This window comes from Ruegeria sp. K3 (genome assembly GCF_056531845.1).
Map to the genome: position 1 here is coordinate 76,327 of NZ_JBQFMM010000001.1, position 26,791 is coordinate 103,117.

At 57.1% G+C, this 26,791-nt stretch carries 28 protein-coding genes and 1 riboswitch; of the genes, 16 read left to right on the forward strand and 12 right to left on the reverse strand.

Features of this window, described 5'->3' with window-relative positions:
* Positions 1–96: 96 nt before the first annotated feature.
* From ACR0MP_RS00330 to ACR0MP_RS00350, 5 genes are all read right to left on the reverse strand, one after another.
* A complete protein-coding gene (locus tag ACR0MP_RS00330; RefSeq protein WP_170397608.1) occupies positions 97–810 on the reverse strand; it encodes an alpha/beta fold hydrolase in 714 nt (237 codons plus the stop codon).
* A gap of 11 nt (positions 811–821) precedes the next feature.
* On the reverse strand, positions 822–1,610 hold the full coding sequence (gene pcaD, locus ACR0MP_RS00335) for a 3-oxoadipate enol-lactonase (protein ID WP_170404576.1): 789 nt from the start codon (positions 1,608–1,610) through the stop codon (positions 822–824).
* 75 nt (positions 1,611–1,685) lie between these two features.
* On the reverse strand, positions 1,686–2,660 hold the full coding sequence (locus tag ACR0MP_RS00340) for a threonine/serine dehydratase family protein (protein ID WP_170736574.1): 975 nt from the start codon (positions 2,658–2,660) through the stop codon (positions 1,686–1,688).
* Positions 2,657–3,484 carry an alpha/beta fold hydrolase gene (locus ACR0MP_RS00345; protein ID WP_480885495.1) on the reverse strand — a complete coding sequence of 276 codons (828 nt, stop codon included), beginning with the start codon at positions 3,482–3,484 and terminating at the stop codon, positions 2,657–2,659. Before ACR0MP_RS00345 ends, ACR0MP_RS00340 begins: the two co-directional genes overlap by 4 nt.
* Positions 3,484–4,170 carry a haloacid dehalogenase type II gene (locus ACR0MP_RS00350; protein ID WP_170511492.1) on the reverse strand — a complete coding sequence of 229 codons (687 nt, stop codon included), beginning with the start codon at positions 4,168–4,170 and terminating at the stop codon, positions 3,484–3,486. The genes ACR0MP_RS00345 and ACR0MP_RS00350 overlap by 1 nt, the downstream gene beginning before the upstream one ends.
* A 124-nt stretch (positions 4,171–4,294) precedes the next feature.
* On the opposite strand from ACR0MP_RS00350, the gene ACR0MP_RS00355 reads away from it, so the two are divergent.
* Positions 4,295–4,723, forward strand: coding sequence for an FKBP-type peptidyl-prolyl cis-trans isomerase (locus tag ACR0MP_RS00355; RefSeq protein ID WP_170397592.1), 429 nt, complete (start codon positions 4,295–4,297; stop codon positions 4,721–4,723).
* Positions 4,724–4,734: 11 nt separating this feature from the next.
* Here the strand turns inward: ACR0MP_RS00355 and ACR0MP_RS00360 are convergent, their stop codons facing one another.
* Genes ACR0MP_RS00360 through fabA form a run of 4 tightly spaced genes read right to left on the reverse strand, consistent with a single transcriptional unit; the run spans position 4,735 to position 7,549 of the window.
* Positions 4,735–4,923 (reverse strand): hypothetical protein, encoded by a 189-nt coding sequence (locus tag ACR0MP_RS00360; RefSeq protein ID WP_170511296.1) that lies wholly within the window; start codon positions 4,921–4,923, stop codon positions 4,735–4,737.
* A gap of 59 nt (positions 4,924–4,982) precedes the next feature.
* Positions 4,983–5,774, reverse strand: coding sequence for an enoyl-ACP reductase FabI (locus tag ACR0MP_RS00365; protein WP_170397587.1), 792 nt, complete (start codon positions 5,772–5,774; stop codon positions 4,983–4,985).
* A 5-nt stretch (positions 5,775–5,779) separates the two neighbouring features.
* Positions 5,780–7,009 (reverse strand): beta-ketoacyl-ACP synthase I, encoded by a 1,230-nt coding sequence (fabB, locus tag ACR0MP_RS00370; protein WP_170397584.1) that lies wholly within the window; start codon positions 7,007–7,009, stop codon positions 5,780–5,782.
* Positions 7,010–7,039: 30 nt separating this feature from the next.
* The gene (gene fabA, locus ACR0MP_RS00375; RefSeq protein WP_039538618.1) at positions 7,040–7,549 is read right to left on the reverse strand and encodes a bifunctional 3-hydroxydecanoyl-ACP dehydratase/trans-2-decenoyl-ACP isomerase; all 510 of its coding nucleotides are present in this window, start codon (positions 7,547–7,549) and stop codon (positions 7,040–7,042) included.
* Positions 7,550–7,736: 187 nt separating this feature from the next.
* On the opposite strand from fabA, the gene irrA reads away from it, so the two are divergent.
* Positions 7,737–8,153, forward strand: a complete 417-nt coding sequence (gene irrA, locus ACR0MP_RS00380; RefSeq protein WP_170397577.1) for an iron response transcriptional regulator IrrA — start codon at positions 7,737–7,739, stop codon at positions 8,151–8,153.
* 3 nt (positions 8,154–8,156) lie between these two features.
* Here irrA and ACR0MP_RS00385 read toward each other — a convergent pair whose 3' ends face one another.
* On the reverse strand, positions 8,157–9,053 hold the full coding sequence (locus ACR0MP_RS00385; RefSeq protein ID WP_170404567.1) for a LysR family transcriptional regulator: 897 nt from the start codon (positions 9,051–9,053) through the stop codon (positions 8,157–8,159).
* Positions 9,054–9,138: 85 nt separating this feature from the next.
* Here ACR0MP_RS00385 and ACR0MP_RS00390 point away from each other — a divergent pair, with 85 nt between their 5' ends.
* Positions 9,139–9,936: a phytanoyl-CoA dioxygenase family protein gene (locus ACR0MP_RS00390; protein WP_170397571.1), complete on the forward strand. Its 798-nt coding sequence runs from the start codon at positions 9,139–9,141 to the stop codon at positions 9,934–9,936.
* 3 nt (positions 9,937–9,939) lie between these two features.
* On the opposite strand, the gene ACR0MP_RS00395 is transcribed toward ACR0MP_RS00390, so the two are convergent.
* Positions 9,940–10,803 carry a hypothetical protein gene (locus ACR0MP_RS00395; RefSeq protein ID WP_480885498.1) on the reverse strand — a complete coding sequence of 288 codons (864 nt, stop codon included), beginning with the start codon at positions 10,801–10,803 and terminating at the stop codon, positions 9,940–9,942.
* Between the two features lie 120 nt (positions 10,804–10,923).
* Between ACR0MP_RS00395 and miaB the strand changes: the two genes are divergently transcribed.
* From miaB to cmk, 10 genes are all read left to right on the forward strand, one after another.
* Positions 10,924–12,243 carry a tRNA (N6-isopentenyl adenosine(37)-C2)-methylthiotransferase MiaB gene (gene miaB / locus ACR0MP_RS00400; RefSeq protein WP_170404560.1) on the forward strand — a complete coding sequence of 440 codons (1,320 nt, stop codon included), beginning with the start codon at positions 10,924–10,926 and terminating at the stop codon, positions 12,241–12,243.
* 165 nt (positions 12,244–12,408) lie between these two features.
* Positions 12,409–13,173 (forward strand): outer membrane beta-barrel protein, encoded by a 765-nt coding sequence (locus ACR0MP_RS00405; RefSeq protein WP_170404558.1) that lies wholly within the window; start codon positions 12,409–12,411, stop codon positions 13,171–13,173.
* 146 nt (positions 13,174–13,319) lie between these two features.
* A complete protein-coding gene (locus ACR0MP_RS00410; protein ID WP_170404555.1) occupies positions 13,320–14,342 on the forward strand; it encodes a PhoH family protein in 1,023 nt (340 codons plus the stop codon).
* A gap of 41 nt (positions 14,343–14,383) precedes the next feature.
* Positions 14,384–14,878, forward strand: a complete 495-nt coding sequence (gene ybeY / locus ACR0MP_RS00415; RefSeq protein ID WP_480885501.1) for an rRNA maturation RNase YbeY — start codon at positions 14,384–14,386, stop codon at positions 14,876–14,878.
* A gap of 36 nt (positions 14,879–14,914) precedes the next feature.
* Entirely contained in the window at positions 14,915–15,799 is an 885-nt protein-coding gene (locus ACR0MP_RS00420; RefSeq protein WP_170397541.1) for a hemolysin family protein, read from the forward strand.
* On the forward strand, positions 15,796–17,328 hold the full coding sequence (lnt, locus tag ACR0MP_RS00425) for an apolipoprotein N-acyltransferase (RefSeq protein ID WP_480885503.1): 1,533 nt from the start codon (positions 15,796–15,798) through the stop codon (positions 17,326–17,328). Before ACR0MP_RS00420 ends, lnt begins: the two co-directional genes overlap by 4 nt.
* Before the next feature lie 15 nt (positions 17,329–17,343).
* A riboswitch (SAM-SAH riboswitch) is annotated at positions 17,344–17,392 on the forward strand.
* Between the two features lie 5 nt (positions 17,393–17,397).
* Complete coding sequence (gene metK, locus ACR0MP_RS00430; RefSeq protein WP_170404546.1) at positions 17,398–18,579, forward strand: methionine adenosyltransferase; 1,182 nt, start codon at positions 17,398–17,400, stop codon at positions 18,577–18,579.
* Positions 18,580–18,671: 92 nt separating this feature from the next.
* Positions 18,672–19,382, forward strand: coding sequence for a tRNA (guanosine(46)-N7)-methyltransferase TrmB (gene trmB / locus ACR0MP_RS00435; RefSeq protein ID WP_480885505.1), 711 nt, complete (start codon positions 18,672–18,674; stop codon positions 19,380–19,382).
* 69 nt (positions 19,383–19,451) lie between these two features.
* Entirely contained in the window at positions 19,452–20,798 is a 1,347-nt protein-coding gene (aroA, locus tag ACR0MP_RS00440) for a 3-phosphoshikimate 1-carboxyvinyltransferase (RefSeq protein ID WP_480758371.1), read from the forward strand.
* The gene (cmk, locus tag ACR0MP_RS00445) at positions 20,795–21,409 is read left to right on the forward strand and encodes a (d)CMP kinase (protein ID WP_170736565.1); all 615 of its coding nucleotides are present in this window, start codon (positions 20,795–20,797) and stop codon (positions 21,407–21,409) included. The genes aroA and cmk overlap by 4 nt, the downstream gene beginning before the upstream one ends.
* A gap of 26 nt (positions 21,410–21,435) precedes the next feature.
* On the opposite strand, the gene ACR0MP_RS00450 is transcribed toward cmk, so the two are convergent.
* A complete protein-coding gene (locus tag ACR0MP_RS00450) occupies positions 21,436–21,912 on the reverse strand; it encodes a YHS domain-containing (seleno)protein (RefSeq protein WP_170736563.1) in 477 nt (158 codons plus the stop codon).
* A gap of 219 nt (positions 21,913–22,131) precedes the next feature.
* On the opposite strand from ACR0MP_RS00450, the gene ACR0MP_RS00455 reads away from it, so the two are divergent.
* The 3 genes from ACR0MP_RS00455 (at position 22,132) to rpsA (ending at position 26,566) form a co-directional block, all read left to right on the forward strand.
* Entirely contained in the window at positions 22,132–22,668 is a 537-nt protein-coding gene (locus ACR0MP_RS00455) for a hypothetical protein (RefSeq protein ID WP_480885506.1), read from the forward strand.
* Positions 22,669–22,867: 199 nt separating this feature from the next.
* The gene (locus ACR0MP_RS00460; protein ID WP_170404526.1) at positions 22,868–24,553 is read left to right on the forward strand and encodes a tryptophan halogenase family protein; all 1,686 of its coding nucleotides are present in this window, start codon (positions 22,868–22,870) and stop codon (positions 24,551–24,553) included.
* A 336-nt stretch (positions 24,554–24,889) separates the two neighbouring features.
* Positions 24,890–26,566, forward strand: coding sequence for a 30S ribosomal protein S1 (gene rpsA, locus ACR0MP_RS00465; RefSeq protein WP_039532111.1), 1,677 nt, complete (start codon positions 24,890–24,892; stop codon positions 26,564–26,566).
* Positions 26,567–26,791 lie beyond the last annotated feature (225 nt).

Below are 26,791 nucleotides of genomic sequence, written 5' to 3' on the forward strand. Positions count from 1 at the left end.
CATATCAAAACGCCTCGCGCTGATCATCTGTTCGATTTACGACAACCAATTGGGTTGGTTCACCGCGTATCGGGATGGTACATCCATAGGGGCTGCTTACATTCGTTGCGAGATCTGGTGCATCAACCCGGCAAGATGCTCAGGATGCGAAAAAAACGGCGAGTGAGAGCTGTCTATCGTGAGGTGCATATCAGGGTCCGCACAGCCCGCCATCTCGGCCTGATATTCGGTCGGAACGATTCGGTCATCGGTGGTTCTGATGTACCCTTTTGGAACGCGCGCGAAGTTATCGCCGACGTCTAGGGGGGTAGTCTGCGGTGCGATCGCCTGGGGGCACAGGCGCGCAAATGCATAGGCAACCACCTCGCGCGCGCAGTCGTGATAAAGCAGGTCGTGCACCTGATCCGGAACCACCGAATACGACAACCCGTCGCCGGATACTTCGACGGCATTTCCGATCAGTTGGCGTGGGGCTCGTTTGCGCATTTCGACCATAGATAGCCCGGATTTCGGAACATAGGCACTTAGATAAATCACACCACGCATGGCGTTCGGGTCGGTCTCGGCAGCCGCACTTACGGGATATCCACCCCACGAGTGCCCTAAGATGATGGTCTTTGGTGTCGAAGCCTTCAGCACGGCATCTCTGCACGTTCCAAGGGTTACATCGCGGATAGGCGTCGGGTCCGAGCCGTGGCTTGGCATATCGATGGCGCGGGCGGTATGTCCGAATGTGGTCAATTCCGGGATCAGATCGCGCCAGCACCAGGCACCGTGCCACGAGCCATGTACAAGCAAGAAATCTGCCAACAATCCCTCCTTCAAATATGTCCGATCTCGGTCAGAAAATCACCGATCAGTTGGGCAAAGTCCTGAGGGCGCTCGACGCAGGGCAGGTGGCCTGCCTTTCGGATTAGCGCAAAGCGCGAGCCAGGGATCAGATCGACCGTTTCGCGCACCAGATCTGGCGGGGTTGAGCCGTCTTCGCTGCCCGCAATCCCCAAGGTCGGCAGGCGCAATCCGCTGGTTGGCGTATAGAAATCGGTGCCAGAGATTGCAGCGCAACAGCCCAGATAGCCATCGACCGGTTGTCGGACCATCATGTTGCGCCAAAGCGTCATCTCGGCGCTGGCCCGAAATGATTTCGAGAACCACCGATCCATAGTGGCGTCCGCCAGTGCCTCGATCCCGCCTTTATGGACAGCATCCATACGCTGCTGCCACATCTTGGGAGTGGCGATCTTGGCGGCCGTATTCGACAGCACCAGCGCGCGGATCTGATCCATACGCTTGACCGCCAGTCCCTGCGCAATCATGCCACCGACGGACAGACCCACGAATACGCAATCCTTGACCTCTAGATAATCCAGCAATTGCTCGGCGTCGCGCACCAGATTTCCCATGGAATAGGGCGCTGAGGGTGCTGTTGACAATCCGTGCCCGCGTTTGTCGTACCTAATGATGCGCAGGCCTTTGGGCAGTAGCGACAATATCGGGTCCCACAGCCGCATATCCGTGCCCAGTGAATTAGCAAACACGATGGGGGCGCCAGCGGCGTCGCCATCAATTCGGTAGTGTATCCGAACATCTTTGAGGTCAGCGATATGCATGTTTAGCGTCCCCGTCTGCTCAGGGTGTCGGTTAAAACGACTACGACCGGATTTTGCACCGGCTGTAAGCAATTGTCAGGTAAGGAATTCCAACGCCCGTTTAAAGATCTGCGGATCCACGTTGCCGCCCGAGGCGACTACGATCACTGCATTCCCATCAATCTGATCCTTGCGAAACAGGGCAGAGGCCAGCGAAACCGCTCCTCCGGGTTCCAGCACGATCTTCAGACGCAGAAACGCAAAGGCCATGGCGCGTAGGGATTCCTGTTCAGATACCGACAGACCAGGGCCGCAAAGCCGCTGCAGGATGGGAAAGGTTATCTGCCCCGGCTGTGGCGTCAGGATTGCGTCGCAGATGTTTCCCGAAGTAGCGTCGTTGCTTTGGATCGTCCCGCTTGCCAGCGAGCGTTTCACGTCTTCGAACCCTTCAGGCTCGCATGGACGAGGGCGCAGACCGGGCGCGTGACGCTCTAACGCCAGCGCGATACCAGATGTCAGCCCGCCGCCGCCACAGCAGATCAGAACGTCACCTTCGGTCACGCCCAGCGCCCGTGCCTGACGTGCCAGCTCCAGTCCCGTTGTTCCCTGGCCAGCGATCACTTGCGGTTCGTCATAAGGCCGGATCAAGGTCAAACCGCGCTCGGCAGCCAATGCCTCGCCGATGTCTTCGCGGCTTTCGCTGGCGCGGTCATAAAGGACGACCTCACCGCCCAGCGCGCGGGTGTTTTCAATCTTCAGCTTCGGCGCATCCGAGGGCATGACGATGACGGACGAGATTCCATGTTGAGCCGCTGCATAGGCAACACCCTGTGCGTGATTGCCCGAGGAATAGGCGATGACGCCCCGGTTGCGCGCCGCCTCATCCAATGCCGAAATAGCTGACCACGCGCCGCGAAATTTGAAGCTGCCGGTGTGTTGCAGGCATTCGGGTTTGATCAGCACGCGGCGACCCGCGATTTCATCCAGGAAAGGCGATGACAGAAGTGGCGTCTCGCGCACGTGACCTTTCAGCCGCTCGGCGGCGGCTTCGATCATGTCTATGTTGCTCATTTGGCGTCCAGTATCTTGCGGATCAGGTCTAGGGATTGAGGCTCGTTCAGGAACGGGACATGTCCTCGGCCCGGCACTTCGGTCGAGATCAATTCGGGGTGGTGTGCGTGCATCATTTGCACTGTGGCCGCGCTTAAAAGGTCAGAGTTTGCGCCGCTGATCACACCGGTGGGGATCGTACGCAGGGCGTCGAACAAAGGCCACAGGTCCGGTGCCGGGGTGATGGCAGCCTGCTCGATCAACGCTTGTCTTAGCGCCGGGTCATAACGCAGTTCTAACCCGGTATCCGTCTGGATGTACTGATGTTCTACCTGCTGTCTCCAGACATCTTGAGCGACGCCGGGGAACTGTGATGCCATCATCGCGTGCAGGACCTGCGCAGCCTCATCATAGGTTTGTGAACTTGGGGAATTGCCGACATAGTCCATGATCTTGGCAATGCCGGCGGGTTCGATTACCGGACCAACGTCATTTAATATCACACCTGCCAGACGGTCAGGATGGCTGGCGGCCAAGGCCATCGCGACCAGCCCCCCGCGTGACGTGCCCAACAGGGTCACCTTTTCCAAGCCCAGATGATCCAGCAGTTCAATCGCATCCAGCCCCTCGCGCAGGATGTTGTAATTCATGTAGTTCGCATCAAAATCGGACTTGCCGCGCCCGCGATAATCCATCGCAATCATACGAAGATCACGCATATGTGGCGCAAGAAATGAAAAGTCGCGGCAGTTGCGCGTCAAGCCAGCCAAGCAAAGCAGAGGATGGCCCGTGCCAGTATCTTCATAGTACAGGCGTTTGCCGTCCGAGGTGGTGAAATATGCCATCAAAGTCCTGCCAATTGCGGGATCGTCGTCAGGTCCGGCAGCACATGTGCAGGTTTCCACGGCAGGCGATCCATTGGTTCGCCAGCGCGGTTGACCCAAGCTGTGACAAATCCATAGCCGCTTGCCCCGGCAGCGTCCCACCCGTTTGAGCTGACGAACAGCACTTCATCGCGCGCGCAGCCGAAGCGGTTCTGCACCAGATCGTATACGCTGGCATGGGGTTTGAAGACCCCCACGCTTTCGACCGACAGAACATCATTCAGCACATCACCGATCCCGGCAGACTGCACCGCCCCGTTCAGCATCGGGGGTGAACCGTTGGACAAGATGGCGGTCTGCAACCCACCGGCCTTCAGCGCCTTCAACATATCGGGGACCTCGGGATAGGCCTGCAACTCCCAATACAAATCGAGCAGACGCTGCCGAAGGGTGTTATCCCCCTGAAGGCCTACCGCTTCCAAGGCCCAATCCAGCCCATCTTGCGTGACATCCCAAAAGTCACAATGCGCATCAGCGACAGCACGCAACCATGTATATTGCAGTTGCTTCAGACGCCAGTGATTGGCCAACTCGGGCCATTTGCTAGCCAACGCTTCAAATCCGGGCTCTGTTGCGGCCTGCCTGGCGGCGGCGGCCACGTCAAACAGAGTACCATAAGCGTCGAATACACACGTGGTGATAGCCATCCGGTCCTCCCCTGATCGGGCGCAGGTAATCACAACCGGTTCCGGGGTTAAAGAGGGCAGGGTTTACAATGCTGTGTCAGCCTCTAGGCTGCGCCGTTCATTTCTTTTCAGGCCGGAGGCCATCATGACCGCAATCAAACAAGGCGACACGGTTCGCATCCACTACACCGGAACTCTGCTGGACGGCAAAGTCTTCGACAGTTCCGAGGGGCGCGATCCGTTGGAGTTTGCGGTTGGTTCCGGGCAGATCATACCCGGTCTGGACGCTGCCCTGCCGGGCATGGAGATTGGCGAGAAAAAGCGTGTCGAGATCGATTGCGTTGACGCCTATGGCCCGATCAATCCGGGCATGCGGCAGCAGATCCCGCGTGAAGGCATCCCGGATGACATTCCGCTTGAACCCGGCACGCAGTTACAGATGCAAACTCCTGACGGTCAGGCATTGCCAGTGACTGTCGTCGAGGTAGATGAGGCGACAGTGACCTTGGATGCAAATCATCCACTAGCGGGGCAAGATCTGGTCTTCGATATCGAAATCGTTTCGATCAACTGATGCTGATTGGATCAAAGGCCCGGGATATGTGACAACAACGGCTCAATCGCATCGCGCACGGGCGGTTGGGTCAGAAACACAAAGGCAATCAGCAGCGATGTGAGAATCAGCAGCAAAAGACGCGCACGTCCGCTTCCTGATTTGCGTTTCAAAGCTGGCGAGCGCGCGTTGCTCGCAAGGATCTGTTCAAGTTTGCTCATATCGTAATCCCTGCGGGGCAAAGATGTTCAAATCTTGGCAGCCGCAGGGAAAGATATGGTCACATGGCCTCTGGCTGAGGCATGCCCAGAATATGATACCCGCCATCGACACGGATGATCTCACCCGAAGTATAGCTGCCGGCGTCGGACGCAAGATACACGGCGGTGCCTCCGACGGCCTCCAGCGTGGCATTCGAACGCATCGGTGCGTTCTGGTCGCAGAACTTGTAGGTCTTGCGTGCACCACCAATAGCCGCACCCGCCAATGTTTTCATCGGGCCGGGCGAGATGGCGTTCACGCGAATACCCTCGGGGCCCAGATCGTTCGCCAGATAGCGCGTCGCCGATTCCAGCGCAGCCTTGGCGACGCCCATGACATTGTAGTTTGGCACAACCTTGTTCGATCCCTGATAGGTCAGGGTCAACAATGTGCCGCCATTGTCCTTCATCAGCGGATAGGCGCGACGGGCAACTTCGATGAACGAATAGGCCGACACATCCAGCGAGTGTTTGAAGTTTGCCCGCGTGGTGTTCAAGAATCGACCGGTCAGTTCGGACTTGTCCGAATAAGCGATAGCGTGGACAACAAAATCTATTGTTGGCCAGCGGGCGGACAACTCGCCAAACGCGCGATCCAGTGAATCATCATCGGTCACATCCGCATCGACCATGAAGTCGCTGCCCAAGCTTTGGGCCAGCGGTTCAAGCCGTTTGCCAAACGCCTCGCCCTGATAGGTGAAAGCCAGCTCAGCGCCCGCTTCGTGCATGGCTTTGGCGATGCCCCACGCGATAGAGCGGTCATTAGCCACGCCCATGATCAGGCCGCGTTTACCCTTGAGAATATCCGACATCTTGTTCACCCGTTATACTTCGACAGAACCATGGATCCGTTGGTGCCGCCAAAGCCGAAGCTATTGGTCATCACGCTGTCCAAGCCTGCGTTTTCAACCACTTGAGTTGCAATTTCACCGGGCAGGATGCCGTCGGCAAGTGTGTCGACATTGATCGACGGAGTAATGAAATCATGTTCCAGCATGAGCAGGCAGAAGATCGCCTCAAGCGCCCCCGCTGCGCCTTGCGCGTGACCGGTCATCGATTTTGTCGATGAAATCGGAGGCACACTGCCTTCACCAAAGATACGGCGTACGGCTTCGACTTCTCCGACGTCGCCCACTGGGGTCGAGGTGCCGTGGGCATTGATATAGCCGACCTTGCGGCCTTCGGGCACGGTCGACAGCGCCAGACGCATCGCGCGCTCGCCGCCTTCGCCGGATGGTGCCACCATGTCGTGCCCATCAGATGTCGCGGCATAGCCGGTTACTTCGGCATAGATTTTCGCACCGCGCGCCAGCGCATGCTCGAGGTCTTCCAGAACCACGATGCCGCCACCGCCGGAAATCACAAATCCGTCGCGGTTCTGATCGAATGCGCGCGAGGCTTTATCAGGTGTGTCGTTGTACTTGGACGACATCGCACCCATCGCGTCGAACAGGCAGGACAGGGTCCAGTCCAGCTCTTCTCCTCCACCTGCGAACATCACATCCTGCTTTCCCAGCATGATCTGTTCAGCCGCATTGCCGATGCAGTGCAGCGAGGTCGAGCAGGCCGAGGTGATCGAGTAGTTGATACCTTTGATTTTGAACGCGGTCGCCAAGTTCGCAGAAATCGTAGAACACATGCACTTTGGCACTGCAAACGGGCCGATCCGTTTGGTTGCGCCGGTTTTCAGCACGGTTTGGTGCGCGGTCAACATCGCGCTGGTCGATGGTCCACCCGAACCGGCCACCAGACCTGTGCGCGGATTGACCACCTGATCTTCGGTCAGCCCGGCGTCCGCGATGGCCTGATTCATCGCGATATGGGCATAGGCAGCACCCGGACCCATGAACCGCAGGGTCCGCTTGTCCACGTGATCGGCCACATCGATTTTCAGCGAACCGGCGATTTGGCTGCGAAAGCCGTGCTCGACCATCTGTTCGCTTGCTACGATGCCGGATTTGCCTGCTTTGAGCGAGGCGAGCACCTCTTCGGCATTGTTCCCGATCGAGGACACAACCCCCAGACCGGTGACGACTACTCGACGCATGTGCGTACTCCTTATTGCGGCCGGTCAGGCTCAGGCGTCTGACAGAACGACCTTCATATCCTTGACGTCGTATATCAATTCGCCATCGGCTTCGACGATGCCATCTGCCACACCCATGGTCAGGCGGCGCGTCTGGATCGCCTTTTTGAAATCAATCTTATAGGTCAGCATCTTCCGGTCCGGGCGCACCATGCCGGTCAACTTGACCTCTCCGACGCCAACGGCCATGCCACGTCCTTGCCAGCCGCGCCAGCCGAGGTTGAAGCCGGTCAGTTGCCACAAACCGTCCAGGCCCAGACAGCCGGGCATGATCGGATTGCCGGGGAAATGGCAGTCAAAGAACCAAAGGTCAGGTGTGATATCAAATTCGGCCAGCACATGACCCTTGCCATGCGCTCCACCGTCGCCGGAAATCTCGGTAATGCGGTCCATCATCAACATCGGCGGAGCCGGCAACTGCGCGTTGCCAGGGCCAAATAGTTCGCCGCGGGCGCATTTCAGCAGATCGTCCTTGTCAAAACTGCTCGGGAATTGGGCCATTCTGCCGCCTCTCCTGCCTGGGTCCGTTTATTACATCTGGCCTCGTCTATCACCCGTATGCAAGGTCCTGCAAGACCAGCACTCCATATCTTGTTGTGACTACAATATTCTTTGCGAATGAATTTCATTTGAAATTGCAGGCAGGGCGCACTTATATTAAGGGCAGCAAAACACAGGTATCGGATTCATGACACCTCAGAGCCGTGAGATCGCTGCAAATTGGTTGGTTGACGCAGGTTTGCGCCCCACGCGCCAAAGGGTTGCTTTGGCCGAATTGCTTGTGGGCGACGGTCTGCATCGTCATGTGACAGCGGAAAGCCTGTTTGAATCCGCAAAAGCCAAAGGTGACGCGGTTTCGCTGGCGACCGTATACAACACATTGCGGGCGTTTTGCGATGCCGGGGTGCTTCAAGAGATCACTGTTGACGGGTCCAAAAGCTATTTCGACACCAACACGCATGACCATCCGCATTTCTATTGGGAAGACGAAAGCCGTCTGAGCGATGCACCATCCGACCAATTGGTGATCCAACAATTGCCGGAAGCTCCTGAAGGCGTCGAAATCGCATCGGTCGATGTGGTGATCCGCCTGCGGAAGAAGTAACCTCTAATCCTTACATAACAACGTAACCAACGCATGCTCAGCCTGCATGATCATTGGATCTGTCGGCCCCGTGCCATGCCGTGCCAATACAACAGATTCGGTTGCATCTGGATCGGTGATCGGCAGGCTTATCACGCGGACCTGATCATAACTGAAGCCGTTTTTAGGGCTGGTATAGCTTATCCCGATGCCTTCCCCATGAGCGGCCAGACTGCGCGAAAGCTCCAATGATTCCGCTCGGTGCGAGATTGTGGGGTTCAGACCTTTGCGTCTGAAAAGCGCGAGTACATGCTGTGCAGACAAACCCTCTTTAGACAGAATCAGTGGATATGACGCTAGCTCGGTCAGGGTTAGCTGCTTGGCCGCCGCCAGTGTATGATCAGGTGAAAGCAGTGCGTGTGGGGTGCTGTCGAACAACTTCTTGCAGGAAAAACCGGCATCCATGCCGAGGTCATAGGTGAGTGCAAAATCGTATCTGCCATCGATCAGGCCGGAAATCAGGCCTTCGAACGTCTCAACCCCGTGTGTCAGGACGACGTCGGGCAAAGCTTCTTGCAGGCGGTGCAGAGATTGGGCCAGAAGAAAGGGTGCCAGATCGACAAAGCATCCCAGGCGCAATCGGCGCTCGCCGGTTATCGGCTGCTTTGACTGTTCCAAAAGCGCAGCTCGCTTCAACAAGGCCTCGGCCTCTTCGATGAATTTGCGGCCCTGCGGGGTCAGCGCCATCGCGGCACCCCGTCTTCGGGCAAACAGTGGATATCCCAAACGTGTTTCGACCCGGGTCAGCGCATTGGACAAGGCAGGTTGCGAGACATTTAGGCGTTGTGCCGCAGCAGACAGGCTGCCATGCCGGCCGATGGCGCAAACATATTCGTACTGGCGCAGAGTGAGGTATAACATAGAGTTAATACCTAATTTGAAAGATATGATTTGAACAGATGTCTTATTCATGCGCAGATCGGGCGACAAATCTAAGGAGACCGCGATGACTCACCCTCTTGTTTCTCAGGCCATGATCGACAACTTCCAGACGGACGGCGTTGTGTTGGTCAAAGGCCTGTTCGCCGATCATATTGAAACCCTACGGGCCGGGGTTGCCGCGAATATGGCCGAGCCGGGTCCTTATGCTTCGGAGAACAGGAAAGATGGCGAAACCGGCCGTTTTTTTGACGACTATTGCAACTGGTCCCGTATCCCGCAGTTTCGTGAAGTGATCGAAAAATCTCCTGCTGCTGAAGTAGCGGCCGACCTCATGCAGTCGCAATCTGTGCAGATGTTCCATGACCATGTTCTGGTGAAGGAACCCGGAACCTCGATGGCAACGCCGTGGCATCAGGATGGGCCATACTATTTTGTGGATGGTCAACAGAATATCAGCTTCTGGTCACCGTTGGATCCGGTGAAACAAGCGACCTTGCGCTGCGTTGCCGGTTCGCACCGCTGGGAAAAAGAAGTGCTACCTACCCGCTGGGTCTCGGAAGAAGGTTTCTTCCCTGACGAGGGCCAGTACATGCCGATTCCGGACCCAGATGCCGAAGGGATGAAGATTGTAGAATTTGAAATGGAGCCCGGTGACGCAGTGGCCTTCAACTATCGCACGCTACACGGGGCCCGAGGCAATACTTCCGATAGCCGACGCAGGGCATTTTCGCTGCGATTGGTTGGTGATGATGCACGTTATGTCGAGCGTCCAGGCCGGACTTCGCCGCCATTTCCGGGACATGAAATGGTGCCGGGGCAGCGGCTGCGCGAGGACTGGTTCCCAGTTCTGTTACAGCGTTAGAACCTAGAACCACTGGCCCGATTCGATCAGGCCCAGATCCAGCAATTGGCGCGAGTCCCACTCGAACGGAGTTGAATGGTTCCAGCAGAAGTTGGAGATATCAAACGTCGATCCAGCGTTCGTCTTCAATGCTTTGGCCGCCCGGAACGAACAGATCGCGGCGGTCAGGTTGTTGTGCCATGGGCAGGCGTAGGTGTTGTATTCCGGCTCATTGAAAGTGTGATCAGGCAGAAGTTTCAGATCGGGTTTTGCTTTGAACAGCGAAATCCGATCGATCCGGCGTCGTTCATACGGGATATGATCTTCGAACCGCCAGCGCAGACCACCGGACATATCCAGTTGCCGCTCTAGCGGCTTGCCAGATGCGTCATGCCGCGTGTGGGCGTAGTATCCGGTCTTGTCCAGCATTGCGTGATCGGGGGCCACTCCGTTTGGATAGGCCGTCAGATCATTCGCATAAAGATCGATCACATGGGTCAGCATGGCCTGGCGCCGTTCTTCAGAATGGAAGGCCAGTAACTCTCCGACCGAGCGGGTCTCGCAGAAAGGGTAGAACAGATATTCAGAGTTGTAGCAGTAGTATACCCATGTGCCTTGAGCCGCCTGAATGATCCGATTGACGGCCTCAAATACGACGGTTCTGGGCGCGCAGGTCATCGTCACTCGATGAACCCTTTCCTCCAGCGCTTCATCCAGCGTGAATTCCTGGGGTAGGAATGTGATCACGGATTTGAACCCCAGCTTCAAATGATGGTGCAGCGTCCCTTCTAGCTCGACATCATCTTCGGCAAATATCAGTGCCACGGGTCCCTTGCTCAGGATCGACCGATCGGAATTCAGAAGGTGATCAAGGGATTCGTACTGCATCGTTGGTTTCGTTGCCGCCTTGCTGGAAATTCCCGCCAAATTCGGGTAATTGCGCCAGCATTGCAAGCGGCGTTCGATACGTATAGACGACGCCGACCCAGCGACTGAAAAGGCCAACCCATGTCTGAACCGAAAAAGCTGTTTATCAAGACCTATGGCTGTCAGATGAACGTCTATGACAGCGAACGCATGGCCGAAGCGCTGGGCGGACAGGGCTATGTCGAGACCAAATCGCCCGATGATGCGGATATGATCCTGCTCAATACCTGCCACATTCGAGAAAAGGCAGCTGAGAAAGTCTATTCCGAACTGGGCCGTTTCAAGGGCCTCAAGGCGGAAAAGCCGGAACTTAAAATCGGTGTCGCAGGTTGCGTCGCTCAGGCCGAAGGCGAGGAAATCATCCGTCGCCAGCCGCTTGTCGATCTGGTGGTGGGGCCGCAAAGCTATCATCGCCTGCCCGAGATGGAGGCGAAGACGCGCGCGGGTGAAAAGGCGCTGGATACCGAGTTCCCCGAAGAAGACAAATTCGAAAAGCTCAAGAACCGCCCCAAGGCCAAGCGCGGACCGACGGCATTCCTGACCGTGCAGGAGGGGTGTGACAAGTTCTGTGCCTTCTGCGTTGTGCCCTATACACGCGGGGCCGAGGTCAGCCGCCCGGCAGATCGCATCCTGCGTGAGGCCCGCGATCTGGTTGAACGCGGTGTGCGTGAGATCACGCTGCTGGGGCAGAACGTCAATGCCTATCACGGGGCTGGACCGGACGGAGACATGACCCTTGCCGGTCTGATCTGGGAATTGAACAAGGTCGACGGGCTAGAGCGCATACGCTTTACCACCTCGCACCCGAACGACATGGATGATGCGCTGATCGAAGCGCATGGCACCTGTGAGAAGTTGATGCCATATCTGCATTTGCCGGTGCAGTCGGGGTCGGACAAAATTCTGAAGCGGATGAACCGCAGCCATACGGCTGAAAGCTATCTGCGATTGATCGAGCGTATCCGAGAAGCGCGCCCCGATATTCTGATGTCCGGCGATTTCATCGTGGGCTTCCCGGAAGAGACGGAAGAGGATTTTCAGGCCACTCTGGATTTGGTCGAAGAGGTCAAATACGGCTACGCCTATTCCTTCAAATACTCGACGCGACCCGGCACACCTGCAGCAGAACGGCCACAGGTCGAGGCCGAAGTGGCGGATGCACGCCTGCAGCGCTTGCAAGGGTTGATCACGCGCCACCAGCGCGAGATTCAGGACTCGATGGTCGGAAAGACAGTTAATGTCCTGTTTGAAAAGCCTGGGCGGCAACCGGGCCAGATGGTTGGAAAATCCGAGTATCTGCATGCGGTTCACGTCGCGGACGCTGATATCGCGAGCGGCGACTTACGTAAGGTAAGGATAAAATCGTCTGGCGCGAACTCGCTGGGTGGTGAGTTGGTCTGATCCCTTGTGGCTGGCCCGCAAAGGGTTTTCGCCTTGAAATTTAACCCTTGATTTATGGCTTGGAACTATGTTCCGAGGAAGGCTAGATTTTTCTGGGCCGAATTTTGGGTGTCGACAAACGCACCGACCCCGCCTGACGGCCCGCCTTTGCGGAGGGTACGAGTAGTGAGCTGGATACGTTTTCCGAGTGTAAACCTTTCCCGTGTTTTGTCGGCGACTGTCGTGTTTCTATCTTGCGCTGCCCCGACTTTGGCCGGCGATGTCGTCGGGGAAGTCACTGAGCCCGACGTAATCTCGTCTCAGCGTTTCGCGCGCGACGTCAATGCGTTCTATCTGGGGGTCAGCGCCGGACATGCCTCGGGCGGTTCGGACGAGTTTGGCCTGCGCGTGAACGACGGAGACACGTTTGCTGCGGGCGACCTTAAGCCAAGCGGAAATTTCGCAGGTTTTCGCGGTGGCTGGCGCGGCATTCTGCCAGCCAGAGGTGGGCGCGACTATGTGTATGGGCTGGAAGTCGGCTATGACTTTGGCACGCTCGATGACATCACCTCGTCCCGATCCGGTGGGGCAGAGGTCAGCGGCAGATCCGCGATCTCGGATGTATTGTCCATCCGCCTGCGGAACGGGCTTACCAACCGCAGCGGCAGTGTCCTCTATTTCGTGACTCTGGGTTATGTCCGCGGCGATATCACCACGTCAGGCTCACTAACTGATGCAAGCGGGACAAGCCGATTTGAGAGCGAGGACCGCCGACAAGGTTTCTCGGCCAGCTTGGGCGCTGAACACAAACTGAACGAAAATTGGTCGATCACCGGCGAGATCGAGTATCTGCAGTTCGAATCAAAAACGGTCGAACTGGGTCCGTCATTCTCGACCAAATCGACGCCAAGCTATCGCGGACTGCGGATCGGTTTGAACTATACATTCTGATATCCGCGCGATTGGCGTTTAAAGTTGGCTGTTTCAGCGTTCATCGGCGCATTTGTCATGAGGTGTGCAAATTTTGAAACTGCCGCTTGCGTCTACCTCTTCAGTTTGTCTACGCTCAAGGTGAACCGCCAAGACAGGAGAACGGATTGGCCATCGGTGCCCTGACCCCACCGCAAGATGACATGCCCCAGCGTGAGGCGCTTGTTGAATTTCCAGACAACAGATTATTGATCGATTTGTGCGGAGAGTATGACCGCAACTTGACCGATATCGAACAGAAGCTCTCGGTGCAGATTGTGCGACGCGGCAATCAGCTTGTCGTGCTGGGCGACGAGGATTCGCAAAAGCAGGCGATTGAGGTTCTACAGGCCCTCTATACACGGCTCGAAGGTGGGCGTGATGTGGAAGCCGCAGATGTCGACCGCGAGTTGCGCATGGGCAATTCCGAGGTCGGAACTGGCACGCGCGATGGTGACCAGCTTGAGATGTTCAAGGGTGGCACGGTCGAGATCAAGACACGCAAAAAACTGGTCGAGCCGCGCACCGACGCCCAGAAGGCCTATGTGCAGTCGCTGTTCAACAACGAACTGGCCTTTGGCATTGGTCCCGCTGGCACCGGCAAAACCTATCTGGCCGTTGCGGTCGGGGTGTCCATGTTCATTGGCGGGCACGTTGACCGCATCATTCTCAGCCGTCCGGCGGTCGAGGCCGGTGAAAAGCTCGGTTACCTGCCCGGTGACATGAAGGATAAGGTCGATCCCTACATGCAGCCGCTTTATGACGCGCTGAATGATTTCCTGCCCGGAAAACAACTTGCCAAGCTGATCGAAGAAAAGCGGATCGAGATTGCTCCGCTTGCCTTCATGCGCGGTCGTACGCTGGCAAATGCATTTGTGGTGCTGGACGAGGCGCAGAATGCCACAACGATGCAGATGAAGATGTTCCTGACTCGGCTTGGTGAAGGTAGCCGGATGGTTATCACCGGCGACCGGTCTCAGGTTGATCTGCCGCGCGGTGTGCAGTCGGGTCTCAAGGATGCCGAACGGTTGCTGAAAACGATCCCGAATATCAGCTTCAACTATTTCACCTCGAAAGATGTCGTCCGCCATCCGCTTGTCGCCGCCATTATCGAGGCGTATGAGGCCGATGCGGGGCGCGAAACCGGTTAACTTTCAAGGCGCCGATTGAAGCTGGGCTCGGAGCCAAAGGTATGAATCTGGAAATCACGCTTGAGGATGATCGCTGGCGCGGGCTGGAGCCTTTGGCCACGCGCGCAATTGCTGCTGTTCTGGAGTATTGCGATCTTGAGGCGGATCAATGCGAAATCAGCTTGCTGGGCTGCGATGATGCACGGATCGCTGAATTGAATGCTGAATTTCGTGAAAAATCCACGCCGACCAACGTCCTCAGCTGGCCTGCCGAAGAGCTGGCCCCGGATCGGGCGGGAGACACTCCGCCGGCTCCGCAACCTGACTTTATTGGCGAAATCGTGCTGGGCGACATTGCGATCTCTTATGACACCTGCGCGCGCGAAGCAGCTGAAGCCGGCAAAAGCACCGACGATCACGTGACGCATCTGATCGTTCACGGTACACTACATTTGCTGGGGTATGATCACATTCGTGACCTCGACGCCACTTTGATGGAAAGGGTCGAGGTCGAGATACTTGGCAAACTGGGTATAGATGACCCATATAATGTATGACATGGGCACCTTTGCCCGATCATTTGGAACAGGATAATGGGCGAAACAGACGGCAGTTCTAGGGCGGCGCATGGCGCGCATTCTCAGAACAGCAGCAATGACAGCGACGAAAGAGGCGGGCTTTTTTCTCGACTCATCGACGTATTTTCTTCTCAGGGCGAAGAGACCAGCCAGCTAAACGGGGCAGAGGTCGTCAGCGCTCAGCCAAGGGGCATGATCAACCTGCGCAGAATGCGGGTCGAAGATGTTGCGATCCCAACAGCCGAAATCGTATCGGTCCCCTCGACAACCCCGAAAGACGAACTTGTCCAGATTTTCCGCGACAGCGGCTTGTCACGCATTCCGGTTTACGATGGCACTTTGGATACGCCATTGGGGTTTGTGCATCTCAGGGACTTTGCGCTGACTCATGGCTTTAACGGCAACTCTTCCGAGTTCGATCTGAGGTCGATGCTGCGGACATTGCTGTTCGTGCCACCATCGATGCCAATTGGCGTTTTGCTGACCAAGATGCAGACAGAACGTCGCCATATGGCTCTGGTGATCGATGAATACGGTGGAGTCGATGGTTTGCTGACTATCGAAGATCTGATTGAACAGGTTGTCGGAGAAATCGCCGACGAACATGATGCCGACGAAGATCAGCTATGGATACAAGAGAAACCCGGCTGCTACGTGGTTCAGGCGCGTGTACCACTTGAAGAGTTCGAGGCCGAGATTGGCCGCTCTCTGACCAGCCACGAAGATGTAGACGAAGAAGAGATCGACACATTGGGCGGTTTGGTCTTCATGCTCTCGGGGCGGGTTCCGGCGCGTGGTGAGGTTGTATGCCACCCCGAAGGGCCCGAGTTCGAGGTCATTGACGCAGACCCGCGCCGCATAAAACGGTTGCGTGTCATGCTGCCGGATATTGTTGCATGAACCCTGCCGAGGGGTGGCCCTTTTGGCTGCGGTTGGTGCTGGCGGCGCTGTTGGGTGTCGCAGCGGCCAGTGGTCAGGCACCATTGGGATATTGGCCAATAAGCTTGCTGTCGCTGGTGCTGATAGCGCCGTTGTATCTGAGCACTGAGACAAATCGTCGAGCGGTTTTGCTGGGTTGGGTCTTCGCAACGGGCTATTTTGCGCACGCATTAAGCTGGATTATCGAGCCGTTTCTGGTTGATGTCCAACGCCATGCGTGGATGGCCCCTTTTGCTCTGATCTTCTTGTCGGGCGGGTTGGCCTTGTTCTGGGCGTTGGCCTTCGGAGTTTCGAAACGCATCGGTGGAGCGCCCGTCTTGCAGGGGGCATTGCTGTCTGTAACGCTGGCGCTGGTCGAGTTTGCGCGTGGCTACATTCTGACCGGATTTCCTTGGGCAGGCATCGCGCAGATTTGGGTAGATACGCCATTTGCCCAGACTCTGTCACTTTTCGGCCCTTATGGATTGGGAGCGCTGACACTGCTTGCCACAGTGCCATTGGGCGCAGCCTTGTTCAGCAATCGTACCCGAAGCGGCATCGTTGTACCGATCGCGTTGACCGCAGGCTGTGCGGTATTGGCTTTGATCTATGCAGCGAACCGACCTCCAGTCATGCCCTCTGGTCATATCGTGCGGCTGATTCAACCCAATGCACCCCAGGACCAGAAATGGGATCCTGCCTATGCGTCAGTGTTTTTCGCACGCCAACTTGAATTCACAGCGGCCGAGCCCCGCCCGGACCTGATCGTCTGGCCGGAAACCTCGGTCCCGGCATGGCTGGGCAGCGCACAGCCCTATCTTTCAGCCATTGGCGAAGCGGCACAGGGCACCCCGGTGATCCTGGGCATTCAGCGTGCAGATGGGCAGCAGATTTATAACTCGATGATCTATCTAAATGAGGAGGGTCAGCAAGACGGGCTATACGATAAACATCACTTGGTGCCCTTTGGGGAATATGTGCCATTTGGTGAAGTGATGGCAAGGTTCGGCATCTACGGGATGGCCGCAACCACAGGGAATGGCTTTAGCGCGGGACCGGGTGCCGCATTGATGGATGTAGGCGTGCTGGGCAAGGCGCTGCCGCTGATCTGCTACGAGGCGGTTTTCACGCAGGATATTTTATCCGCGCCGGATCGTGCGGATTTTCTTTTGCAGATTACAAACGACGCTTGGTTCGGAACGCGTTCCGGCCCGTATCAGCACCTCGCCCAGGCGCAGATGCGTGCAATCGAACAAGGCCTGCCGATGTTGCGCTCGGCCAATACCGGAGTTTCGGCAATGATTGACCCAGCGGGGCAGATCACCGAGGCGCTGGCGCTTGGGCAGGCGGGGTTTATCGACGCCGAATTGCCGCGCCCACAAACTCCGACCGTTTATTCCCGAATTGGTGATAGTCCGGTATTAGTAGCTCTATTGGTGCTATTCGCGCTGCTATGGCGACACACCCGGCGCGTAAACGACCAAATTCCGATTGACCCTGTCAAACGCTAAGCGTATTCGGTCGCACGCCTGTCACAACGGCTTCCTGACGTGGTGGGGTAAACTTAATGGAGCACATTCATGTCCCGACAGAATTATACTTTTACTTCGGAATCCGTTTCCGAAGGACACCCGGATAAGGTCTGCGATCGTATTTCCGATGCAGTACTAGACGCATTCCTGCGCGAAGAACCCGAGGCCCGCGTTGCCTGCGAAACTTTTGCCACCACGGATCGCGTGGTAATCGGCGGTGAAGTGGGTCTGTCGGATCAGGACAAGTTGCATGATTATATGGCGCATATCGACGATATCGCGCGGGCATGTATCAAAGATATCGGTTACGAGCAGGACAAGTTTCACCACGAAACCGTCGAAGTGACCAACCTTTTGCATGAGCAGTCGGCCCATATCGCGCAGGGCGTGGATGCTGCCGATAACAAAGACGAAGGCGCGGGCGATCAGGGCATCATGTTCGGCTATGCCACGACCGAGACGCCAGCGCTTATGCCTGCGCCGATCCAATACTCGCATGCCATCCTTCGCCGACTTGCCGAAGTCCGCAAAAATGGTAGTGAACCTGCCTTGGGCCCGGATGCGAAATCGCAGTTGTCGGTGGTTTACCGTGACGGCACCCCTGTCGGTGTCAGCTCGATCGTGCTGTCGACGCAGCATCTGGATGCGGCGCTGACCTCGGATGATATCCGCGCCATTGTTGAGCCTTACATCCGCGAAACCCTGCCCGACGGCTGGCTGACCGCCGAGACCGAGTGGCACGTGAACCCCACCGGCAAGTTCGTCATCGGCGGTCCGGATGGTGATGCGGGTCTGACCGGTCGCAAGATCATCGTCGATACGTATGGCGGCGCGGCCCCTCACGGCGGTGGTGCATTCTCGGGCAAAGACCCAACCAAGGTGGACCGCTCGGCGGCTTATGCGGCGCGTTATCTGGCCAAGAATGTCGTTGCTGCAGGGATGGCAGAGCGCTGCACCATTCAGTTGAGCTATGCGATTGGGGTGTCAAAGCCGCTATCGATCTATGCTGACACGCACGGAACTGGCCAGATTGCCGATGCGGTGATCGAAAAAGCAGTTGGGCAGGTGATGGACCTGACTCCGCGCGGAATTCGCCAACATCTGCAACTCAACAAGCCGATTTATCAGAGGACCGCTGCTTATGGCCACTTTGGTCGCGAACCCGATGCGGACGGCGGATTTAGCTGGGAGCGCACCGATCTGGTAGAAGCGCTGAAACAGGCGGTCTGATCAACAATTAGTAAAACGCGCCGGTTTCGGCGCGTTTTTTGCAAGTCGGCGACCACTTGCAACAATTTCAGCCCCGCAGTAAGGGCTGCGCCATGAGTACAAAGACCCCACAACGCCCGCGCAGAAATTTTTATGGCCGCTTTAAGGGCAAAACCCTGAAGCCCAGTCAAAAGACTTATCTGTCGGAAGATCTTGCCGCCTTGTCCCCCGGTGCGGTGGATTGGGACGGTAATCCTGAACGCGATCCGCTCGATCTCGATGGTCTATTCAGAGGCAAGCCTGTCTGGCTTGAGGTCGGCTTTGGCGGCGGCGAGCATCTGGTGCATCAGGCTCAGCAAAACCCGGATATCGGCATCATCGGAGCCGAACCCTATATCAATGGTGTTGCGATGCTGTTGGGTAAAATCCGTCAGGCCGGTGTTGAAAACCTTGCCGTACATCCCGGGGACGCGCGAGACTTGTTCGACGTTTTGCCTGAAGCCAGCATATCGCGCGCTTTTCTGCTCTATCCCGATCCCTGGCCTAAGACCCGGCATCACCGACGCCGGTTTGTCACACCTGAACATCTGGAGCCTTTGGCGCGCGCGTTAAAGCCGGGCGCAATTTTTCGCGTTGCAACAGACATCCCTGACTATGTGCGCCAAACGCTGGAAGAGTTGCCGCGGGCGGGCTTCGAATGGCTGGCCGAGCGCCCCGCCGACTGGCGTGAGCCGTGGGATGACTGGATTTCCACGCGCTACGAACAGAAGGCGCTGCGCGAAGGCCGTACACCCCATTACCTGACCTTCTGCCGCAAAGACTGATTGTCGCTGGACCAACCGGCCCCAATTCGCTAATCGGCCTGAGGACTGATAGCGAAAACAGGAGCCCCCATGTCCGGACACGGCACGCCCATCCCGATGACTTCGCAGCCTTGCGGCCCGCTGACAGGCACCGCAGAGGTGCCCGGGGACAAGTCGATCTCGCACCGGTCCCTGATCCTGGGGGCAATGGCTGTGGGAGAAACCAAGATATCGGGCCTGCTGGAAGGCGAGGACGTATTGGACACCGCTAAGGCCATGCGTGCCTTTGGGGCCGAAGTAACGGATCATGGCGGTGGCGAATGGTCGGTGCATGGCGTGGGCGTTGGTGGTTTTTCCGAACCAGATCAGGTAATCGATTGTGGCAATTCGGGCACTGGCGTGCGCCTGATCATGGGGGCGATGGCGACTTCTCCGATCACAGCGACCTTCACCGGAGATGCGAGCCTGAACAAACGTCCGATGGCGCGGGTCACCGATCCGCTGGCGCTGTTCGGAACGCAATCTGTCGGCCGAGACGGTGGACGTCTGCCGATGACCATTGTCGGAGCTGCGGACCCCACCCCGGTGCGCTATGAGGTGCCTGTGCCTTCGGCGCAGGTGAAATCCGCCGTTCTGCTGGCAGGGCTGAACGCTCCCGGCAAGACCATCGTGATCGAGAAGGAAGCGACCCGCGATCATTCCGAACGGATGCTTGCGGGCTTTGGTGCCGAAATCACGGTCGAGGACACGGATGAAGGGCGCGTTATCACGTTGACCGGTCGGCCCGAGCTGAAGCCACAAGTCATCGCCGTGCCGCGCGACCCGTCCAGTGCGGCCTTCCCGGTCTGTGCCGCACTGATCACACCGGGCTCGGACGTGTTGGTCCCCGGTATCGGCCTGAACCCGACCCGCGCAGGCCTGTTCACCACGCTGCGCGAAATGGGTGCCGATCTGACCTACGAAAACGAGCGCGAAGAAGGGGGTGAGCCGGTTGCCGATCTGCGTGCAAAATACTCGCCCAACATGGAGGGGATCAACGTCCCGCCCGCGCGCGCGGCGTCGATGATCGATGAATACCCGGTGCTGTCTGTTGTGGCCGCAAATGCGACGGGCACAACAATGATGGGCGGCGTGAAAGAACTGCGCGTCAAGGAAAGTGACCGGATCGACGCAATGGCCCGTGGCCTGCGCGCCAACGGTGTGACCGTGAACGAAGGTGACGAATGGTGGTCAGTCGACGGTCTCGGCATCGGCGGTGTGCCCGGTGGTGGGACCTGCGAAAGCTTCTTGGACCACCGCATTGCCATGTCGTTCATGGTCATGGGGATGGGGGCTAAAAAGGCGGTTTCGGTGGATGACGGCGGACCGATCGCAACGTCGTTCCCGATTTTTGAGCCTTTGATGGCCGCGCTCGGTGCCAAGGTCGAGCGTACATGAGATTCACCGTAGCTATCGACGGCCCTGCGGCGGCGGGCAAGGGGACGATTTCCAAGGGCGTTGCTGCGCATTTCGGGTTTGCGCATCTGGATACCGGTCTTCTCTATCGCGCGGTGGGGCGTCGTATGCTGCAAGGTGACGAACCGGTTGCAGCGGCAGGGTCCCTGACAGCAGAAGAATTGCAGCAGGGTGATCTGCGTACGGCTGAGATCGCACAAGCGGCCTCGAAAGTTGCGGTCATTCCTGAAGTTCGAAGTGCACTCGTTGATTTTCAGCGGGGGTTTGCCCGTCGCGCCGGAGGCGCCGTGCTGGACGGGCGCGATATTGGAACCGTGATTTGCCCAAACGCTGAGGTCAAACTGTTTGTCACCGCCAGCCCCGAAGTCCGGGCGGAACGGCGATATCTTGAGCTTTCGGCCAAAGGTTCGGACGTGTCACGCGAACAGGTGCTCGCGGATGTCAAAGAGCGTGACGCACGTGACGCGGATCGCAGCACTGCACCGATGAAACCTGCAGATGACGCCGTGCAGCTTGACACGTCAAACCTGAGCATTGAGGCCGCGCTGGCACGGGCGCTCGAAACAATTGAACAGAACCTGCCCGCAGCCTGAAATGGCCGCGGACAGGTGTCCGTTAACTACAATTCACCAACTGCGATGCTCTTGATATTGGTCCACTGGTCATCTGCGGTTTTAGCGGTGCCGGTGACGTCTTTCAGGAAAGCAGCGCGGGTATCAGCATTCAGGAACAGATACAGCTTGCCGTCTGCGATTAGGTACTGATCCGGGTCGCCGTCGAACTTTTTGCCAACAGACACCCCGAACGAACAATAGCCACCGTGCTGGGGCAAGTAAGCCGTCGGATTGGCCTCGAACGCTTCAAGGTTTTCCGCGCTGGTGAAGTAATAGGATGCGCCGTCATAAGTCGCCGAATGATTGGCGAAGCCTTCGACCGGATTGCCATTGTTGACAAGCGCGACCAGATCGACGCCATGGGCTGCCAGGGGTGCACCAGCCGCCGACAGGCCTTTGGAGACGTTGATTTCGTCTGCGGCAAAAGCCGGAGTTGCCAGGGCCAGAGTTGCGGCTAATGCAGTAAGTGCGAGCGATTTCATAGTAGGGGTCCTTTCCCTTTTTGGTTCAAGGCTCGGGTCCGCCCCAAGCCGATGTAACTAAGTTAGAAAAGGTTATTCGGACGGGTAATCGCAGATTGGTCATGAGATTTTGCAGATCGTCCAAAGATCAGAGCGTTTTGCAAAAACTGTTCACATAGCTTTGTTTGGCCACCTGTCCGATGGCCGCCTAAGCTTGTTGGACAACCGTAGGAGTGGCCCATGATCAGACTAACCCTGTTTTTGTTCTTTCTTGCAGGTAGCGTAGCTGCGCAGCAATCAGACGCGCCGGTGCCCGAGGCCGAACCTCCGATGACTTACGAGCGTCTGGGAAAAATCATCTTCGCACTGGACCCCCAGGCGCAGCCGATCGGGCCGGGGTTTGAGTTGACGATATCTGATGTGACGTTGCTGGTTGTCACCGATACCAATGCTGACCGCATGCGGGCGATGGTCGCGATCGGCAGTGCTGCGGATTTGTCGCCAGCCGATTTGCAACGGATGATGCAGGCAAATTTCGACAGCACGCTGGATGCGCGCTATGCGATCGCAAATGGCACCTTATGGGCTGCGTTCATTCACCCGCTTTCGCTGTTGCAAAGGGATCAGTTGATCTCGGGTCTGGCCCAGACTGTGAATATCGCCAACACCTATGGCACATTGTACACCGGTGGCGCGGCGGAATTCGGAGGGGGCGACAGCCATGATCTGCAGCGTGAGCTGATCGAAGAACTTCTGAAGAAGGGTGAGGAAATCTGACACTTGTCCAAAGTAGGCGCATAGCCTGAATTCTGATGACGAATGTGCCTGCGACCATGGGTGTCATAGGCTCTAGCTGGATGCTTGAAAGCTGTTATAGTCTTCCCACAGCTAAATAAGGGAAAGCTGCTGTTAAATCCCCAACACTCAAAAAAAGGGGAGGCAGCTACAAAATCCCAAGCCAACAGGGACAAAAAATATGAATAATCGTTTGCGTAAGATCACCATCGTGGGTGGTGGTACGGCGGGTTGGATGACTGCGCTCATCCTGGACATGGTGTTCTCCCGCACGTCAGCACCCAAGGATCGCCCACGCATTTGCTTGATCGAAAGCCCCAACATCTCGACTGTGGGTGTCGGTGAAGCGACGGTGCCGCGTATGCCGGTCACGCTCCGTCAGGCGGGCATATCAGAGCGGGATTTCTTCCGCGAAACCAACGCATCGTTCAAGTTGGGAGTTAAGTTCTGCAATTGGAACAACGACGCCAAGGGCAATCGGATAGACTACGTAAACCCGTTTGCCCATGGTCAATTGCTGGAGGGGTTGGAGGCTGCCGAGTATTTTCTGCGTTTTGGTAACGGGGATCGGGATTTCACGCAGTCAATCTCACCGCATGATGATCTGGCCCGGTTGTGCAAGGGTGCGCGCCCGTTGGGTGCACCTGAGTTCGAACAGCGGTTTGGCTATGCTTATCATTTGGATGCCGTGAAGTTTGCGGGCATGCTAACAAAGGTCTGCGCCAAGCGAGGCGTAGAGCATATTCAAGACGAAGTGCAATCGGTCGAATTGGACGAGCAGGGCAATGTCAGCCACCTGATGTTAGAGCGCAAGGGACGCCATGACATTGAGATGGTCATAGATTGCACGGGTTTCCGGGGGTTGATCATCAATCAAGCGTTGGGCGAGCCGTTCATGGATTACTCGGACTACTTGCCCAACGACCGTGCCATGGCCTTGCAGATCGAGCACCCTAACCCCGAAAAGATCGAAAGCGTTACACGCTCGACCGCGCTTGGTGCGGGTTGGACGTGGCGTGTGCCGCTCTACAATCGTGTAGGTACGGGATATGTGTATTCATCCGCGCATCGGACCGATGATCAGGCGGCGGACGAATATCTTGAGTGGTTGGGCGACAGCGGCAAGGGGCTGACACCGCGCGTGATCCCCATGCGTGTTGGTCGTGTCCGCAATGCCTGGGTTAAGAACTGCTTGGCGATCGGTTTGTCTGGTGGATTTATCGAACCGCTTGAAAGTACCGCGATCCACATGATCGATCACGCGATCCGCTGGTTTGCCGAGCATCTGCCGACCCGCGATATCGAGCCCGCGCTGCGCAACCGATATAACCGGCAGATGAACAAGCTTTATGACGAGGTACTGGATTTTATCTGCCTGCACTACCGGTTGGGTAACCGCACCGATGATCAATATTGGATCGACGCCCGCACCGAGATGAAGATTCCGGATCGGTTGGCCGAGAACCTTGAGCTGTGGCAGCATCGTCTGCCGATGGAACACGATATCGAGTTTGCGACGCTGTTCAATTTCCGCGTCTATCAGACGGTTCTTCTGGGCAAACAGGTGTATGATACGGGGTATGGCGAAGGTATCCGTGATCGTCTGCGACCGCTGAAGAAACCGATTTGGTTCCAGTGGTGGAAGGGGGCAAAAATGGACCTTGCACAGATCCTCAAGACCATGCCGGATCACAAAACCCTGCTGCGAGATATCCGGGGCGAGTTGGAGAAGCCTGCCTTTGGCAAGGCCGCAATGGGGCAGCCGACTGTCGCAATGCCGGGCGCGAAACCGGCACCCGTGGTGATTGAGAACATGCCAAACCTCGCTGAGATTCAAAGCGGCAAGAAGGATCTGCAACTGTTCTAGCGCCGCATGGTATCATTCGGCAGAACTGACAAAGAAGGCCGGGGATCGGATCGCGTTTGCTTCGATGCCCGGACCTGATATTCGGATTTTGTGGGATTGGCCAGTGTTTGAGGGCTTTGCTCTTGCACATGACACGGAATCCGCCTATACGCGCGCTGTCTGAACAAGGGCGGTTAACGTCCGGATGACGTATCTGAGCAGGGCCGGGTTACCTCGGCCCTTTGTGTTTGTTAGCTCGGGCGCGTTCTGGATCACGCATTCAGGCATCATGAAACAAGACCGGCGGAGACAACCGCTCGGCCAGCAAAAACGTTATGTAAAGGAAAACAACGCCACATGGCTAACGCATCCATGGAGGAATTCGAAGCCCTCCTGAATGAAAGCTTCGAAATGGACACGCCCGAAGAGGGTTCTGTTGTCAAAGGCAAGGTTCTGGCGATCGAAGCCGGCCAAGCCATCATCGACGTAGGCTACAAAATGGAAGGCCGCGTTGATCTGAAAGAATTCGCAAATCCCGGCGAAGCCCCTGAAATCGCTGTAGGCGACGAGGTCGAAGTGTACCTGCGCGCCGCAGAAAACGCCCGTGGCGAAGCCGTCATCTCGCGCGAGATGGCCCGCCGTGAAGAGGCATGGGACCGTCTGGAAAAAGCATATGCCGACGACCAGCGCGTCGAAGGTGCAATCTTTGGTCGCGTCAAAGGTGGCTTCACCGTCGATCTGGGTGGCGCAGTTGCGTTCCTGCCCGGCTCGCAGGTTGACGTTCGCCCCGTGCGCGACGCTGGCCCGCTGATGGGTCTGAAGCAGCCGTTCCAAATTCTGAAAATGGACCGCCGCCGTGGCAACATCGTTGTTTCGCGTCGCGCTATCCTGGAAGAATCGCGTGCCGAACAGCGTGCCGAAGTCATCGGCAACCTGTCCGAAGGTCAGACCGTCGAGGGTGTCGTCAAAAACATCACCGAATACGGTGCATTTGTTGACCTGGGCGGCGTTGACGGCCTGCTGCACGTCACCGACATGGCATGGCGCCGTGTGAACCACCCGTCCGAGATCCTGACGATCGGCGAAACCATCAAGGTTCAGGTCATCAAAATCAACAAAGAGACCCACCGCATCAGCCTGGGCATGAAGCAGCTGCAGGAAGATCCGTGGGATCTGGTTGCTGCGAAATACCCGTTGGGCTCGGTCCATCAGGGTCGCGTCACCAATATCACCGACTACGGCGCGTTCGTCGAGCTGGAAGCCGGTGTCGAAGGTCTGGTGCACGTGTCCGAGATGTCCTGGACCAAGAAAAACGTCCACCCCGGCAAGATCGTTTCGACCAGCCAGGAAGTCGACGTCATGGTTCTGGAAATCGACGGCGCCAAGCGTCGCGTATCTCTGGGCCTGAAGCAGACCCAGCGCAACCCATGGGAAGTGTTTGCAGAAACGCACCCCGAGGGCACCGAGGTCGAAGGCGAAGTCAAGAACATCACCGAATTCGGTCTGTTCATTGGCCTCGAAGGCGACATCGACGGCATGGTTCACCTGTCCGACCTGTCCTGGGACGAGCGTGGCGAAGATGCGATCCAGAACTACCGCAAAGGCGACATGGTTTCGGCCGTCGTCTCGGAAGTTGACGTTGAGAAAGAGCGTATCTCGCTGTCGATCAAAGCCCTGGGCGGTGACAAGTTCGCCGAAGCCGTGGGCGGCGTGAAGCGTGGTTCGGTCATCACCGTCGAAGTGACCGCGATCGAAGATGGCGGCATCGAGGTCGAGTACGAAGGCATGAAGTCGTTCATCCGTCGTTCGGACCTGTCGCGTGACCGTGCTGAGCAGCGCCCCGAGCGTTTCTCGGTCGGCGACAAGGTCGACGTCCGCGTCACCAACGTCGACAGCAAGACCCGCCGTCTGGGCCTGTCGATCAAGGCACGCGAGATCGCCGAAGAGAAAGAGGCCGTGGAACAGTACGGTTCTTCCGACTCGGGCGCGTCGCTGGGCGATATCCTGGGTGCAGCACTGAAGTCGGGCGACTAAGTCCGGGGCGTATCCCAAACATGAAATTCGGCCTCGCACCATGGTGCGGGGCCGTTTTTGTTGCGAATCAATATCTTCCAAATAGTCGGCTTAATTTGCCTATCGTTCGCGCATGAAGTGTGGAAATCAGGCCAACGGGCAAAAATTCGCGTGAGATTGTCGCAAAATGCCGCCTTTGCTGGCAGAGTATCCGTTCCCCCGATCCGGGTTTTTTCCTATACTGTC